A 15,444-nucleotide genomic window follows, 5' to 3' on the forward strand; every position below is an offset into this window, starting at 1 on the left:
GCACCAGTTGGGGAGGCAGTGCCCCTCTGGTTAGTCGGCGGCGTCGGCGGTCTCGGACGCGACACGCTTCACCACCGGCCCCTTGGCCGGCTTCTTCGCCTTGATCTCGGCCATGGCGTCGTCGACATGCTTGCTGAACACGTATTCGGCCGGGCGCTGGCGATCGAGCGGGATCTCGGGGGCCATCTCGCCCTCGGTCTGCGGCCCGCGCAGCGCCACCTTGAGGATGTGCAGCGGGCGCTTGACCGCATCCATCACCGCGGTCGACTCGTAGCCGGAATGCACCATGCAATCGGCGCATTTCTCGTAGTTGCCGGTGCCGTACTGGTCCCAGGCGGTGTCGTCCATCAGCTCCTTGAAGCTCGACGCGTAGCCCTCGCCCAGCAGGTAGCAGGGGCGCTGCCAGCCGAACACGTTGCGCAGCGGCTTGCCCCACGGCGTGCAATGGTAGGTCTCGTTGCCGGCCAGGAAGTTCAGGAACAGCGGCGACTGGGTGAACTTCCACTTCTTGCCGCGGCCGTAGCGGAAGATGTCGCGGAACAGCTGCTTGGTGTTCTGGCGGTTCAGGAAATGCGCCTGGTCCGGGGCGCGCTCGTAGGCATAGCCGGGCGCGGTCATGATGCCGTCCACGCCGATCGCCATCACCTCGTCGAAGAAGTCGGCGACCCTTCGGGGATCGGCGCCGTCGAACAGGGTGCAGTTGATCGAGACCCTGAAGCCGCGCGCCTTGGCTTTGCGGATCGCCGCCACCGCGCGGTCGAACACGCCGTCCTGGCAGACCGACTGGTCGTGCATGCTGCGGTCGCCGTCCAGATGCACATCCCACGAGAAGTATGGATGCGGCTGGTAGTCGTCCATCTTCTTCTCGAGCAGCAGCGCGTTGGTGCACAGGTATACATACTTCTTGCGCGCCAGCAGGCCGCTGATGATCTGCGGCATCTCCTTGTGCAGCAACGGCTCGCCGCCGGCCACCGCGATCACCGGGGCGCCGCACTCGGTATCCGCATCAAGGCATTCCTGCACCGACATGCGCTGGTTCAGGATCGGCGCCGGGTAGTCGATCTTGCCGCAGCCGGCGCAGGCGAGGTTGCAGCGGAACAACGGCTCGAGCATCAGCACCAGCGGATAACGCTTGCGCTTCTTGATGTGCTGCTTGACGACGTAGGCGCCCACCCGCACTGCCTGCATCAACGGTACGGCCATTGGAACTCCGCTCCTGTGCCGGCGCCCGCGGCCGGTCTGCTGGCGACGCCGAAACCGGGTCGCCAACGGGTTGGATAAAGGCCCTGCAAGCCCGGGCAGGTTCATAGACTAGGGGTGCAACGTCCCGCAATCATCGGCAACTCCATCTCCCGACCAAGCACTGTGGCAATATTGCAACAGTATTCTAGCCGTGTCTGGCAAAACTCGATAGGGTGTGCCTAGAACCGGCGTTCGGCATGACCCGACTGCGCTGCCTGGACGTTGACCAGCACTCGGGGATCGGCATCCGGGAACCAGCACTCCGGTGGTGTGCGGGCGATCGGGTTCCGGATTGGCTGAATTTTGATGAAGTGGGTACGAGAGGGAACTGACCGATGGACCACAAGCACCCCGCCAATCCCTCCGCCGCCGCCTCCCGTGACCGCGGTTCGCGCGACAGCAAGCTCAGGCCGGTCGAGAGCGGGGTCGCCCGGCATGCCGACGGCACCCTGCGCACACCCATGCTCGACCGCATCCGCTCGCCGCTCGACCTGCGCAACCTGTCCGCCGAGCAGCTGGGCCAGGTCGCCGACGAGTTGCGCGCCGAAACGCTCGACACCGTCTCCACCACCGGCGGCCACCTGGGCGCGTCGCTCGGCGTCGTCGAGCTGACGGTGGCGTTGCACGCGGTGTTCGACACCCCGCGGGACCGGCTGATCTGGGATGTCGGCCACCAGACCTACCCGCACAAGATTTTGACCGAGCGCCGGAACCGTATCCGTACGCTGCGCCAGCCCGGCGGCCTGTCCGGCTTCACGCGGCGGTCCGAGAGCGAGTACGACCCGTTCGGCGCGGCGCATTCCTCGACCTCGATCTCGGCCGGCCTCGGCATGGCGACCGCGCACGACCTGCTGGCCGAGGCGGATCCGTCCTTCAAGGGCCGCCACGTGATCGCGGTGATCGGTGACGGCGCCATCTCCGCCGGCATGGCGTACGAGGCGATGAACAATGCCGGGTCCTCCGGCGCCCGCCTGATCGTGGTGCTGAACGACAACGAGATGTCGATCGCGCCGCCGGTGGGGGCGATGAGCAACTACCTGTCGCGGCTGATGTCGTCGCGCTCGTTCCTGAACCTGCGCGACTTCGCCGGACGGGTGGCGAAGCGGCTGCCGCACCCGATCGAGCGCACCGCCAAGCGGGCCGACGAGTTCGCCCGCGGCATCCTGACCGGCGGCACGCTGTTCGAGGAGCTCGGCTTCTACTATGTGGGCCCGGTCGACGGCCACAACATGGACCACCTGCTGCCGATCCTGCGCAACCTGCGCGAGGCCGACGAGCAGGGCCCGGTGCTGCTGCACGTGATCACCCAAAAGGGCCGCGGCTATGCGCCCGCCGAAGCCTCGGGGGACAAGTTCCACGCGGTCTCGAAGTTCAACGTCATCACCGGCGAGCAGACCAAGGCGCCCCCCGGACCGCCGACCTACACCGCGGTGTTCGCGCAGGGGCTGCTGGCCGCCGCCGAGGCCGATCCGAAGATCGTGGCGATCACCGCCGCGATGCCGTCCGGCACCGGGCTGGACAAGTTCGCCCGCCGGTTTCCCGACCGGTTCTTCGATGTCGGGATCGCCGAGCAGCATGCGGTGACGTTCGCCGCCGGCATGGCGACCGAGGGGCTGCGGCCGTTCTGCGCCATCTACTCGACCTTCCTGCAGCGTGCCTACGACCAGGTCGTGCACGACGTGGTGCTGCAGAACCTGCCGGTGCGCTTCGCCATCGACCGCGCCGGGCTGGTGGGCGCGGACGGCGCCACCCATGCCGGTTCGTTCGACCTGAACTATCTCGGCTGCCTGCCGAACATGACCATCATGGCGCCGTCCGACGAGCTCGAGCTGCTGCACATGACGGCAACCTCGGCGGCCTACGATGCCGGCCCGATCGCGCTGCGCTACCCGCGCGGCAACGGCAGCGGTCTCGCACTCCCCGCGCACGGTGAGATCATCCACATCGGGCGCGGCCGGGTGCTGCGCGAGGCCGGACGGCAGAGTGGCCGCGAGAAGGGCGGCATTGCCCTGCTCAGCCTCGGCACCCGCCTCGACGACGTGCTGCGCGCCGCCGACGAACTGGCCGCGCGCGGGCTGCCGCCGACGGTGGTCGATGCGCGCTTCATGAAGCCGCTCGACACCGCGCTGATCGAGCAGCTGGCGCGCAACCACGCGGTGCTGATCACCGTGGAGGAGGGGGCGGCCGGCGGCTTCGGGGCGGCGGTGATGCACCACCTGGCGCATACCGGCCTGCTCGACCACGTGCGGTTCCGGCCGATGACGCTGCCGGACCGCCTGATCGACCACAACACGCCGGCGGCGCAGATCGCCGAGGCCGGCCTCTCGCCGCGCCATGTCGTCGAGATGGCGCTGCGCGCGCTCGGCGTGCCGAACGCGATCGCCGAGGGGTTGTCAGTCGGGCGGTCCGGCCCGACATCCTGATGGTCATGCGTTCTGCCCTCCCCCACGGCGCGCCCTTCGTCGGCGCACTGAGCCTTCTGCTGTGTTCTGTCGTTGCTCCCGGCCGGGCGGCGGCGCAGGCCGACACCGGTGCCGCGGCGCCGATCCAGCGCCTGTATGCGGCGCTGGGACAGACCGAACAGCATGGCTCGGAGCCGTTCGCCCGACGATCGCAGGAACTCGCCCCCGCCGTGGACCAGGCGCTCAGCATCCCGACCATCCTGCAGAGTTCGGTGGGGCTGCGTTACCGGGCGCTGCCGGCCGACCAGAAGCAGCAACTCGTGCAGGCGTTCCGGGACTTCACCATCGCGCGCTACGTCTCGAACTTCAGCGGCAATGGCGACACGTTCACGGTCGTGCCGGGGACCCGGCCGTCGCCCTACGGCTCGGACCGCATCGTGCAGACACGGCTCTCCAGTGCCGGCGGCGCGCCCACTGAGGTGGATTATGTCATGCGGCAGTTCCCGCAGGGCTGGCAGGCGGTCGATGTGCTGCTCGACGGCCATATCAGCCAGGTTGCGGTTCAACGTTCCGATTTCGGTTCGACCTTGTCGTCCGGGAATGCTACGCCTCTGATCGAGAGCCTCAAAAAGAAGACCCAGAGCTTTTCCGGTACCTGACGTGTTGCACCTCCGCCCGAGCCGGTTGCCGATCGCCGCATGACCTGCCTGTGTCGTACTTGCCCATGACCGCGCTGACGCATCCGATGATGGTGCTTGCAGCCGGTGCCGGCTGCGTCGCCATGCTCGGCTGCGTTCAGGCGGTCGCCGGGACCTGGATGGTCGACCGGTTCGATCGCAGGGCGCGGCGCGCCACGCGCGCGGCCTCGGCACTGGCGTCCTCGGCCCTGGCGTCCTCGGCTCTGGCGTCGTCGGCGCTGGCGTCGTCCCGGCTGCCCGCGGTCACGGTGCTCAAGCCGCTGCACGGCGACGAGCCGATGCTCGAACAGGCGCTGATCCAGTTCATCGAGCAGGACTATCCGCATCTGCAGATCGTGTTCGGAGTGCAGGACCCCGCCGATCCGGCGATCGCCGTGGTGCAGCGCCTGCGCCAGCTCTATCCGGGACGCGACCTGTCGCTGGTGGTGGATCCCACGCCGCACGGCCCCAACCGCAAGATCGGCAACCTCATCAACATGCTGCCGCACGCGGTGCATGACCTGCTGGTGATCTCGGACTCCGATATCCACGTGGCCCCCGACTATCTCCGGCAGGTGGTGACGACGCTGCTGCAGCCGGGTGTCGGCCTGGTGACGACGCTGTATCGCGGCGTGCCCGCCTCGTCGAACCTGATGCAGCGGCTGGCGGCATGCCAGATCAACCACAACTTCATGCCTGGCGTGCTGCTGTCGCGCCTGCTCGGCCGCCAGGACTGCCTGGGCTCGACGATGGCCTTGCAGCGGTCGACGCTGGCGGCGGTCGGTGGCCTGTCGATGCTCTCGGGCCACGTCGCCGATGACAGCGTGCTCGGGCGGCTGGTGCGCGCGCAGGGCCTGCGCATCGAGATCGCGCCGTCGTTGACCGCCACCACCACGGCCGAGACCAGTGCCGCCGAGCTGTTCGCGCACGAGCTCCGCTGGGGCCGGACCGTTCGCATGGTCGAGCCGGTCGGCTACGGCCTGTCCGCGGTGCAGTTCCCGCTGTTCTGGGCGGCGCTCGCCCCCCTGCTGGCGCCTGCTTCGGCCTGGACCTGGCTGCTGTTCGCATCCGTGTGGATCCTGCGCGGGGTGGCAGCCGGCCGGATCGACCGCTTGACCGGAGCCGCGCGGGTGCTGCCGTCGCTGCTGCTGCCGTTCCGCGACTGGCTGTCCGCCGTGGTCATGGCGGCCAGCTTCACCGGCCGGCGTGTTGCCTGGCGCGGCCAGACACTCCATGTGTCGGGCTGGAACGCGGGGGTTGCCGGACATGCGCCCCCGATCCTTGCTCCGGTATCATCGACGCTTGCCGCGGCCTCGCCCGCACCGCGTCCGCTGGCGCCGCGCCCCATCCTCGTCCACGCGCACCAGACCCTCGCCCAAGGTGACTGACCCATCATGATGAACACCCTGTTCCTGCAGCCACCCTCGTTCGACGGCTTCGATGGTGGCGCGGGTTCGCGCTACCAGGCCAAGCGCGAGATCAAGTCGTTCTGGTATCCGACCTGGCTGGCGCAGCCGGCGGCGCTGATCCCCGGCAGCCGCCTGATCGACGCGCCGCCGGCCCGCATGGGCATGCAGCCGGTGCTGGCGGACGCGCAGACGCGCGACCTGGTCGTCCTGCACACCTCGACGCCTTCCTTTGCCTCCGACGTGAAGGTCGCGCAGGCGCTGAAGGACGCCAAGCCGTCGCTCAAGATCGGCATGGTCGGCGCGAAGGTCGCGGTGCAGCCGGAGGAGAGCCTGCTGAAGGGGGCGCCGATCGATTTCGTCGCGCGCAACGAGTTCGACTTCACGCTCAAGGAAGTCGCCGAAGGCCGCGACTTCAAGGATATCGACGGCATCTCGTATCGCGCCGCCAATGGCGGCATCGTGCACAACCGCGAGCGCGCCATGATCGAGAACATGGACACGCTGCCGTTCGTCACCGACGTGTACCACCGCGACCTGCACATCGAGGACTATTTCATCGGGTACCTGATGCACCCGTACATCTCGATCTATACCGGTCGCGGCTGCAAGTCGCACTGCACCTTCTGCCTGTGGCCGCAGACCGTCGGCGGCCATCGCTACCGCACCCGCAGTCCCGAGCATGTCGCGGAAGAAATCCGGCAGGCGAAGCGCCTGTTCCCGCAGGTCCGCGAATTCTTCTTCGACGACGACACCTTCACCGACGACCTGCCGCGCGCCGAGGCGATCGCGCGCGAGCTCGGCAAGATGGGCGTCACCTGGTCGTGCAACGCCAAGGCCAACGTGCCGCGCAAGACGCTGCAGGTGCTCCGCGAGAACGGCCTGCGCCTGCTGCTGGTCGGCTACGAGAGCGGCAACCAGCAGATCCTGTACAACATCAAGAAGGGCATGCGGATCGACGTCGCCCGCGAGTTCACCAGGAACTGCCACGAGCTCGGCATCAAGATCCACGGCACCTTCATCCTCGGCCTTCCCGGCGAGACCCGCGAGACCATCCAGGAGACGATCCGGTTCGCCACCGAGATCAACCCGCACACGCTGCAGGTCAGCCTGGCCGCACCCTATCCCGGCACCTTTCTGCACAAGCAGGCGACCGAGAATGGCTGGCTCGACGAGAAGAACGCCGAGCTGATCGACGAGCACGGCATCCAGATCGCGCCGCTGACCTATCCGCACCTCTCGCACACCGAGATCTTCGACAGCGTCGAGACCTTCTACCGGAAGTTCTATTTCCGGGCGCCGAAGATCGCCTCGATCGTCGGCGAGATGGTGCGCAGCCCGCAGATGATGCGCCGCCGCCTGCGCGAGGGCGTGGAGTTCTTCCAGTTCCTCAAGGAGCGTCACGCCGCCTAAGGTCGGTGCAGCCCGGGGCAGCAGGGCGATGACATTGCGGCGCGTGATCTTTTCCGCGGATGATTTCGGGCTCAGCGAGGAGGTCAACGAGGGCATCGAGCGCGCGCATCGCGAGGGCGTGCTCAGCACGGCGAGCCTGATGGTGACCGGGCACGCCGTCGCCGACGCGGTCGCGCGCGCGCGGCGCATGCCCGGCCTGCGCGTCGGCCTGCACCTGGTGGTGATCGAAGGCAGCGCCGTCCTGCCGCCGGACCGGATCCCGCTGCTGGTGCGGGCGAATCGCAGCTTTGGACAGCACCAGCTGGGCCTCGGGGTCCGCTACTTCTTCCAGCCGCCGGCACGACGCCAGCTGGCCCTCGAGGTCGCCGCGCAGTTCCGGGCCTACACCGCCACCGGCCTGCGGCTGGATCACGCCAACGCGCACAAGCACATGCACCTGCATCCCACGGTGGGGGCGCTGCTGATCACCGAGGGACGTCGCCACGGGCTGCCGGCGATCCGCATTCCCTACGAGCCGGCGGGCCCGATCCGTCTGGCGGATGCCACCCGGGACACCGCGGGCGCCAAGCTGCTGCGCAAGTGGACGCGGCTGCTGCGCATCCAGGCCCGGCGCGCCGGCCTGCGCACCAATGACCAGTGCTTCGGGATCGCCTGGAGCGGGCACATGACACGCGAGCGCGTCACCTCGCTGATCCCGCGCCTGCCCCCCGGCCTGAGCGAGATCTATTTCCATCCGGCGTCCGAGCGCGGTGACCTGCTGAAGCGGTTGATGCCGGGCTACGCGCACGAAGCGGAACTGGCCACACTCTGCTCCCCCGACCTGCCGGCAGCACTGGAACGCGCCGACGTCGAGCAGACCGGCTGGAGCGGCGGCACCGCCTGAGTCAGGACGCCCTGGAGCATGATGCATTCATCATGCTCCGCTTGAGAGTGAAATAGAGCAGCTTTATGAATTGGTTGGCATCGCGAAGCGATTCCAACCAACGTCATGCTGCTCTAGCGAATGTCGTCTTTCCCGCTGTGTCGAGGCGCTTGAACTCGTCGTCCGACAGCGTGATGCCGACGCCCGCCACGTTCTCCTCGAGATGCGCCACCTTGGAGGTGCCGGGGATCGGCAGCATGACCGGGCTGCGCCTGAGCACCCAGGCCAGCGCCACCTGGCTAGGTGCGGCACCATGCGCCTGGGCGATCTCGTCCAGCACCGAGCCGGGCTTGGCGAGGTCGCCCGCGGCAAGCGGATACCACGGAATGAAGCCGATATTGTTGTCCGTGCAGTAATCGAGCACCGCCTCGCTGGTGCGGTCGACCAGGTTGTAGCGGTTCTGCACGGTCACCACCGGGAACACCTTGCTGGCCGCCTTGATGTCCTCGACGCCGACCTCGCTCAGTCCGGCGTGGCGGATGACGCCGTCATCGAGCAGCGCCTTGATGGCGGCGAACTGCTCGTCGCGTGGCACCTTGCTGTCGATGCGGTGCAGCTGCCACAGGTCGATGCGCTCGACACGCAGGTTGCGCAGGCTCTTCAACGCCTGCTGGCGCAGATATTCCGGCCGGCCGACGGGAAGCCAGACATTGGGTCCAAGCCGGGTGAGGCCACCCTTGGTGGCGATCACCAGGCCGGCCGGATACGGATGCAGCGCCTCGGCGATCAGCCACTCTGAGACGTCCGGGCCGTAGCTGTCGGCGGTATCGATGAAGGTCACGCCGAGTTCGGGCAACCGGCGCAGGGTGCGGAGCGCCTCGGGCCGATCGGCGGGCTCGCCCCAGATGCCGCTGCCGGTGATGCGCATCGCACCGAAGCCGAGCCGATGCACCGGCAGATCGCCGCCGATGCTGAAGGAGCCCGAAACGCTTGCATCCAAGTCTGCCATGTCATTGATCCTTACAGGAGTAAACGCCGGTGAACGCCGGTGTCCTGGAATACGAAAAACCGTCCTGGCCGTATCCGGTTCCGCCAATGATGCGCATTTCAACGGAACATGTCACCAAACAGTAATGCTTCTGCCCTGGTGCACCGCACTCTTCATGCTAGAAGCGCCGCGTTCAGTCGCAAGAAACGAACGACCATGCGAATACAGACAAAGTCCGGAGTCGCCGGCACGCGTCGCGGCCTGCTCGGCATCGCGGCGGGCGGTGCGTTCGCAGGTCTCCTGCGCGGCACCGTTCCCGCCCTGGCACGGTCGCCGTCGCTGCGTTTCGTCTCGATCGGCGACTGGGGGCGCGACGGCGCGGACGACCAGGCGCGCGTGGGCGCGCAGATGGGTCGCAGCGCAGCCTCGTTCGGCAGCCAGTACACCGTGTCGGTCGGTGACAACTTCTATGATGACGGGGTGAGATCGACGACGGACCCGCAGTGGAAGCGGTCGTTCACGTCGATCTACACGCACCCCTCCCTCTCGACACCGTGGCACGTGATCCTGGGCAACCATGATTACCGGGGCAGTGTCGAAGCGCAGATCGCCTACACGGCGCTCGATGCGCGATGGCATCTGCCGGCGCGATACTACCAGACCGGCAGACGCCTCGCGGACGGTACGCGGTGCGACTTCTTCTCTATCGACACGAACCCGTTCATCGGCCGCTATCGTGGCACCAAGGTCCGGATCGACGGGCAGGACCCGCACGCGCAGCTCGCATGGCTGGAGCGAGCGCTCGCGGCATCGAGCGCGTCCTGGAAGATCGTGATCGGCCACCACCCGCTCTATACGGCCCATGGCGGCAGCCGCAACGAACCCGAACTGATCGCGGCACTCGAGCCGATGTTCAGGCGACATGGCGTGCGCGTCTATATCAACGGCCATGTCCATAACCTGCAGCATGTGTCGGTCGACGGCATCGAGTACATCACCAACGGAGCGGGATCGAGGATCGAGGGCGCCCAGGGCGGGCAGGGTCCGGGTGCGATGTTCCTCAAGCACGGCTTCATGACGACCGACATCGACCATTCGGCCCTCGACTTCGCCTTTGTCGGCGACGACGGGAAGACCATCTACGCGGCAAGCATACCGCGCATCGCCTGAGGCGGGCGTCCGGCGCCAGGCCGCCCGACGCCAGACACCCGCACTACCGGCCACGAGGAATTCCGGCTTATGCCCAAGCTTCGCTGCGAGCTTCATGTCTGCTTGCGAGGATCCGCCGCTGCATGGGCCCTGCTGTCCGCGCTGACGGGCGCAATGCTATTGCCGGCTGGCGCGCGTGCGCAGCAGGCGCCGGCGAGCCCGAATGTTCCGCAAAATCTCGATCTGGGATCGGTGCTGACCCAGGGCGCCGCCGGTGGCGCGGACGATGCCACGACCCAGGGCAGCGCCTCCTACGAGGCGCCGTCACGGCCGCCGCTGAACTCGCTGCAGCCGACATCGGTGGTCAACCAGAACACCATTCAAAAGCAGCTCACCGGTTCGCAGAGCTACGAGGACGCGCTGAAGCTGACCCCATCGGTGTCGGGCATCGACCCGAACGGTCCGGGCCTGATGGAGACCACCGGACTGTCGATCCGTGGCCTGCAGGACGGTCAGTTCAACGTCACGTTCGACGGCATTCCGATCGGTGATTCGAACGACTTCACCCATCACACGACGTCGTTCTTCATGGCGCATGACCTGGGCCAGGTCATCGTCGATCGCGGGCCGGGAACCGCGGAGACCGTGGGTGACGCGACCTTCGGCGGCACCGTCTCGGTGCGAACCAAGGACCCGCTCAGCCAGCCGACCTTCGAGCCCTATGGCGAATACGGCAGCTTCAATACCAGCCTCGGCGGCGGCGAATTCGACAGCGGCGCGATCAGTTGGCTCAACGGCGCGTCGCTCATCCTCGACGCGGAGCATCTCTCGAGCGACGGCGCGCTGTCCTATGCGACGCAGGAGCGCACCAACCTGTTCGCCAAGCTGGTGGCGCCGCTGAGCGCATCGACCACCCTGACGGGGGTGGCGATGTTCAATCGCGTCTATCAGAACCCGCCCATCGGGGCTACGGCCGAGGAGATCCATCTATACGGCTCGGATTTTGCGTACACCAACAATCCGCAGCTGCAGAACTACAATCGATACAACGACGACCATATCACGACCGACATGGAGTATCTCGATCTGACATCCGCGCTGGGTGCGGGGTTTCTCTATGACGGCAAGGTCTATACGTATGGGTACTACCACCATGATCTGAACGGCGACGATCCGAACGGCCAGGGAATTCCAGGCGCGTTGACAACCTCGCAGATCATCGCCAACGGCGAGGTGCCGAACGAAGCTGTGGTCAACGGCGTGCTGCGTGCGGGGGACGTTCCGGGCGAGAATTTCGACAACAGCTACCGGTCCTATGGAACGATCCAGCGCATGGAGAAGGATTTCCGGATCTTCGGCATGCGCAGCGATATCAAGACCGGGGCCTGGTACGATCACCAGATCAACACGCGCGCTCTCAGCGAGGTCGACATCTCCGACGGCAATGCGCCCAATACCGATCCGCACGATGCCAATGGAGGCGTCGTGCAGGATCGCCTGCAGCACAACACGCTCGACACCTTCCAGCCCTTCGGCCAGCTCGACATCCATCCGATCCCGGACCTGCTCCTGACGGGCGGCCTGAAATATGCGTTCTTCCGTCGCCAGATCGACGCCCCGATCAATCAGGGGACGGAAGATGCGCTCAAATACGCGCACAACTACACTGCGCTACTGCCGTCCGGCGAGGCACGCTACAAACTGACCCATGATCTCTCGATCTATGGCCAGGTTGCGAAAGGCTTCCTTGCCCCGAACCTGAACTATTACTACACCAACAATGCCGCGACAGATGGCCTGCAGCCGCAGGAGACCTGGAACTACCAGACCGGCTTCGTCTTCCAGAACCGGCATGTGTCGCTTGGCGGGGATGCCTATCTTATCGACTGGCAGAACTATGTGACCAGCGAGGGCAAGGGCGCCAACAAGGTCTTCTACAACCAAGGTGGCGTGTTCTTCAAAGGCCTGGAAGCGGAGATCACCTACAGTTTCGATAACGGCATCAGCCTGTTCAGCAATGCGGGCCTGAACGACGCATACTATCGCGGGACGCACGCCTACGTGCCGGAGGTGCCGCAATTCACGGCGAATTTCGGCATCATCTACGACAAGCACGACATCTATGCGTCGCTGATCGATCAGGTGACCGGTGGCGAGTTCGACAGCAACGGCACGCCGACCGGTGCCAATCCGCGCGAGCCGGGCGCCTGGTACGATCCCTATAATCTGGTGAACATCACCCTGGGCTACACGTTCCAGAAGATGATCCCGCATGTCCCCAAGCTCGCGGTGAAGCTGAACATCGACAACGTCACCGACCAGACCCGCATCTTCTGGAGTCCCGGGACGACGCTGGGTGGCCAGCCGCTATATTTCACGCTGCCCGGCATCTCGACCTTCGTCAGCGTCTCGGTGCCGCTGGCGCTCTGATGCAGCGAGACACATGACGACCGTGACGGCGTTGCCCATCGGCTCCGATCAGCCGCGATCCGGGACAGCACACTTCGCCGCGGCCATTCTCGTTGCGCTGCTGATCGAGGGCGCCGGGATCGGGGCGATGCTCGTGGCGGCCAATCGTGCCCCTGCGCCTCCGCGCGCTCCGGGGCGCATGCGGATTGCCATGCACGAGTTGGCCGAGCCGCCACCGGTGCCGGTGCCTCCCCTCCCGCCGATGCCGGCGCCCCCCGTCCCGGCAGCCCCGCCATTGCCCGTGCCGGTGCCGGTGCCGGAGGCTGCACCACTGCCGCCCACTCCGGTGCCGGACCTCGCAGCACCGCACCTCGCCCGTCACATGCAACGCTCGAGTCCGCCCACGGCTACGAGCATTCCGCGCCACCAGCCTACCCCCGTGCCGCCCGTGCCGCGGGCGCCCGCCCCGGCGCCGCCACCGGCCGCCGCCGCACCTTCCGCGGCCATGAGCGCGAGCTTCGAGGCCGCGTTGCGCGCGGCGGTGCAGGCGTCGCTGATCTATCCGGCCGGCGCGCAGGCAGCGCACGAGAATGGCGTGGCGCGGGTCCGCTTCAGCTATCTCGACGGCCGCATCGGCGACATCGTCATCGAGACCTCCACCGGCTTTCCCGTCCTGGACCAGGCGGCCAGGCAGACAGTGCGCGACGCAACTTATCCGGCGACGCCGAGGGATTTCGCGGGCCACCGGCTGGCGCTGGAAGTCCTGGTAGTGTTCAGGGCCGCCGACAGCGACATGGAATCCGACTAGCGCCCATCGAAACATCCTGGAGTGACACCTTGACCCTCGTCTATTTCGTCCATCTCGCGAACTATTCCGATGGCGTCCTCTATGTCCTGGCGGCGCTGATGCTGTTGACCCTGGCCGTCATGCTCGACCGGTTCTGGTATCTGCGCCGCACCGTGATCGGCGGCAACCGGGTCGTCGACCGTGCGAGGCAATTGACGACGCTCGACGCGCACGCGCTTCGCGCCCTTGCCGCGGGCGCCGCGGAGCTGCCCGAGGCGGCACTGCTACAGGCCACGCTGACACATCTCGGAAGCGCGCGTGGAGAGGCGCTCGGCCAGCATCTGGATGAGACGATCATGCTGCTCGCGCCGGCGCTGGATCGCCGGCTCTGGGTCCTCGACACCGCCGTCACCCTCGCGCCGCTGCTCGGCCTGTTCGGCACCATCGTCGGGATGTTCCATGCCTTCTCGGTGCTGGCACTGCCCGGACACGCGGCGACCGACGTCACTGCGGGCGTCGCCGATGCGCTGGTCGCGACGGCCTGCGGCATCTTCATCGCGATGATCGGCCTGTCGGCCTACAATGCGTTGTCCAACCAGGTGCGGGTGATCATCCATCAGCTCGACAGCCTGCGCACGGTGCTGGTCAACCGGTCGCACGAGATCCGCGCGGCGCCGGGCCTGGATGCGCGCCAGGAGGCCGCGTGACATGAAGATGCGCTATTTCGAGACCAGGAAGGCACGCGTCGAAATCATCCCGATGATCGACGTCATGCTCTTCCTGCTCGTGTTCTTCATCATCGTGACGCTGCAGATGATCCCCGACACCGGCGCGTCGTTGCAGCTGGCGACGTCCACGCGCACCGACAAGCTCGAGCCGCCGAAGGTCCTGGTCAACGTGCTGGCCAATGGCACGATGCAGGTGAAGCACGACGTGGTGAATGCCGCGCAGCTCACCGCGCTGCTGAAGGCGGACGGTGATCCGGCCAAGACCGAGCTCACCATCGCGGCCGACCGGAGCACCGCGTTCCAGCATTTCTTCGCGGTCATGGACGCCGCGCGCGCGGCAGGCGTGTCGGACGTCGGTGTCGCGGCCCGGCAGGCGAGCAGCGCGCAATAGCCGGACGCGTTATCAGGCCTCGGCCAGCCGCGGGGCGGAGTGGCCGATCCGCGGCAGCAGCAGACGCAGCAGCGGGCCGGTCATCAGCGTGGTCACGACGGCCATCAGCACCAGCATGGTGAACATCTTGGGCGGCAGCACGCCGAGGTCGCGGCCGACATCGAGTCGCGAAAACTCTGAGCCGCTGCCGATCTGGAACATCGGCAGGATGAGCCCGACCTGGCTGATCATGGTGATCGGCGCGGCGGCGAAGGGCGCGAACGGGGCGGCCGAGAGGTGCGGGCAGAGCCACCCGAACAACGACGGACCGAGCAGCAGGCCGGCGACGATCTCGCCAATCACGCCGGGCTGGCCGAGGCGGCGCGCGATGCGATTGCAGAAGCGCGCCGCCCCGATCATCACGATCAGCTGCAGCAGCACCGAAACCAGCAACATCTCGGACGCGTGCGACGGCGGTTGTCCGAAAATCCTAATGGCTCTTGCCCTGAGAGCCTGTCCGAGAATGCGCTACGCTGAGCGAAAGCGCCGCCTCGCGGCGCGCCCGGCGTGGCCTTCGAGAACCGGAGCGGAGCAGCCTGTTTGGCTGTGAGCACCGGAAGCGCAGAAGGCCGCGTCGGATCGCCAGCGTAGTAGCATTATCGGGCAGGCTCCCGGTTAGAGGCTTTCGCGCACCCAGTCCTTGAGCTGGCTCTTCGGCAGCGCGCCGACCTTGGTGGCGGCCGGCTTGCCGTCCTTGAACAGGATGAGCGTCGGGATGCCGCGCACCGCGTAGGCGTTCGGCGTCATCGGGTTCTCGTCGATATTGACCTTGGCCACGGTCACCCGGCCCTTGAACTCGGCGCCGATCTCCTCCAGGGCGGGTGCGATCATCTTGCAGGGTCCGCACCACTCCGCCCAGAAATCGACCAGCACGGCGCCCTCGGCCTTCAGCACGTCGGTCTCGAAGCTGTCGTCGGTCACGGCGACTGTGTTCTCGCTCATCGGGATGCA

At 66.9% G+C, this 15,444-nt stretch carries 14 protein-coding genes; 10 read left to right on the forward strand and 4 right to left on the reverse strand.

What is annotated here, in order from left to right; all coding sequences use genetic code 11:
- Nucleotides 1-30: 30 nt before the first annotated feature.
- The gene (hpnH, locus tag ACQY4O_RS12225) at nucleotides 31-1,203 is read right to left on the reverse strand and encodes an adenosyl-hopene transferase HpnH (protein WP_428376641.1); all 1,173 of its coding nucleotides are present in this window, start codon (nucleotides 1,201-1,203) and stop codon (nucleotides 31-33) included.
- Between the two features lie 500 nt (nucleotides 1,204-1,703).
- Here hpnH and dxs point away from each other — a divergent pair, with 500 nt between their 5' ends.
- The 5 genes from dxs to hpnK all read left to right on the forward strand — a co-directional run bounded on the left by dxs (nucleotide 1,704) and on the right by hpnK (nucleotide 8,023).
- A complete protein-coding gene (dxs, locus tag ACQY4O_RS12230) occupies nucleotides 1,704-3,665 on the forward strand; it encodes a 1-deoxy-D-xylulose-5-phosphate synthase (RefSeq protein WP_428378185.1) in 1,962 nt (653 codons plus the stop codon).
- A 5-nt stretch (nucleotides 3,666-3,670) separates the two neighbouring features.
- Entirely contained in the window at nucleotides 3,671-4,303 is a 633-nt protein-coding gene (locus ACQY4O_RS12235; RefSeq protein ID WP_428376642.1) for an ABC transporter substrate-binding protein, read from the forward strand.
- 65 nt (nucleotides 4,304-4,368) lie between these two features.
- A complete protein-coding gene (hpnI, locus tag ACQY4O_RS12240; protein WP_428376643.1) occupies nucleotides 4,369-5,709 on the forward strand; it encodes a bacteriohopanetetrol glucosamine biosynthesis glycosyltransferase HpnI in 1,341 nt (446 codons plus the stop codon).
- Nucleotides 5,710-5,715: 6 nt separating this feature from the next.
- Nucleotides 5,716-7,140 (forward strand): hopanoid biosynthesis associated radical SAM protein HpnJ, encoded by a 1,425-nt coding sequence (hpnJ, locus tag ACQY4O_RS12245; RefSeq protein WP_428376644.1) that lies wholly within the window; start codon nucleotides 5,716-5,718, stop codon nucleotides 7,138-7,140.
- A gap of 34 nt (nucleotides 7,141-7,174) precedes the next feature.
- Complete coding sequence (gene hpnK, locus ACQY4O_RS12250; protein ID WP_428378186.1) at nucleotides 7,175-8,023, forward strand: hopanoid biosynthesis-associated protein HpnK; 849 nt, start codon at nucleotides 7,175-7,177, stop codon at nucleotides 8,021-8,023.
- Nucleotides 8,024-8,126: 103 nt separating this feature from the next.
- Here the strand turns inward: hpnK and ACQY4O_RS12255 are convergent, their stop codons facing one another.
- Nucleotides 8,127-9,011 carry an aldo/keto reductase gene (locus ACQY4O_RS12255; RefSeq protein ID WP_428376645.1) on the reverse strand — a complete coding sequence of 295 codons (885 nt, stop codon included), beginning with the start codon at nucleotides 9,009-9,011 and terminating at the stop codon, nucleotides 8,127-8,129.
- A 195-nt stretch (nucleotides 9,012-9,206) separates the two neighbouring features.
- On the opposite strand from ACQY4O_RS12255, the gene ACQY4O_RS12260 reads away from it, so the two are divergent.
- The 5 genes from ACQY4O_RS12260 (at nucleotide 9,207) to ACQY4O_RS12280 (ending at nucleotide 14,454) form a co-directional block, all read left to right on the forward strand.
- Nucleotides 9,207-10,160 carry a purple acid phosphatase family protein gene (locus ACQY4O_RS12260; protein ID WP_428376646.1) on the forward strand — a complete coding sequence of 318 codons (954 nt, stop codon included), beginning with the start codon at nucleotides 9,207-9,209 and terminating at the stop codon, nucleotides 10,158-10,160.
- A 153-nt stretch (nucleotides 10,161-10,313) separates the two neighbouring features.
- Nucleotides 10,314-12,569, forward strand: coding sequence for a TonB-dependent receptor (locus ACQY4O_RS12265; RefSeq protein WP_428376647.1), 2,256 nt, complete (start codon nucleotides 10,314-10,316; stop codon nucleotides 12,567-12,569).
- 13 nt (nucleotides 12,570-12,582) lie between these two features.
- Entirely contained in the window at nucleotides 12,583-13,356 is a 774-nt protein-coding gene (locus ACQY4O_RS12270) for a TonB family protein (protein WP_428376648.1), read from the forward strand.
- 29 nt (nucleotides 13,357-13,385) lie between these two features.
- A complete protein-coding gene (locus ACQY4O_RS12275) occupies nucleotides 13,386-14,042 on the forward strand; it encodes a MotA/TolQ/ExbB proton channel family protein (protein WP_428376649.1) in 657 nt (218 codons plus the stop codon).
- Nucleotide 14,043: 1 nt separating this feature from the next.
- Nucleotides 14,044-14,454 carry an ExbD/TolR family protein gene (locus tag ACQY4O_RS12280; RefSeq protein WP_428376650.1) on the forward strand — a complete coding sequence of 137 codons (411 nt, stop codon included), beginning with the start codon at nucleotides 14,044-14,046 and terminating at the stop codon, nucleotides 14,452-14,454.
- Nucleotides 14,455-14,466: 12 nt separating this feature from the next.
- Here the strand turns inward: ACQY4O_RS12280 and ACQY4O_RS12285 are convergent, their stop codons facing one another.
- Nucleotides 14,467-14,889, reverse strand: a complete 423-nt coding sequence (locus ACQY4O_RS12285) for a cation:proton antiporter (RefSeq protein ID WP_428376651.1) — start codon at nucleotides 14,887-14,889, stop codon at nucleotides 14,467-14,469.
- Between the two features lie 219 nt (nucleotides 14,890-15,108).
- The gene (trxA, locus tag ACQY4O_RS12290) at nucleotides 15,109-15,435 is read right to left on the reverse strand and encodes a thioredoxin TrxA (protein WP_428376652.1); all 327 of its coding nucleotides are present in this window, start codon (nucleotides 15,433-15,435) and stop codon (nucleotides 15,109-15,111) included.
- Nucleotides 15,436-15,444: the final 9 nt, after the last annotated feature.

Origin of the sequence: Lichenicoccus sp. (genome assembly GCF_965277665.1) — a bacterium.
Taxonomy (GTDB): Bacteria; Pseudomonadota; Alphaproteobacteria; order Acetobacterales; family Acetobacteraceae; genus Lichenicoccus.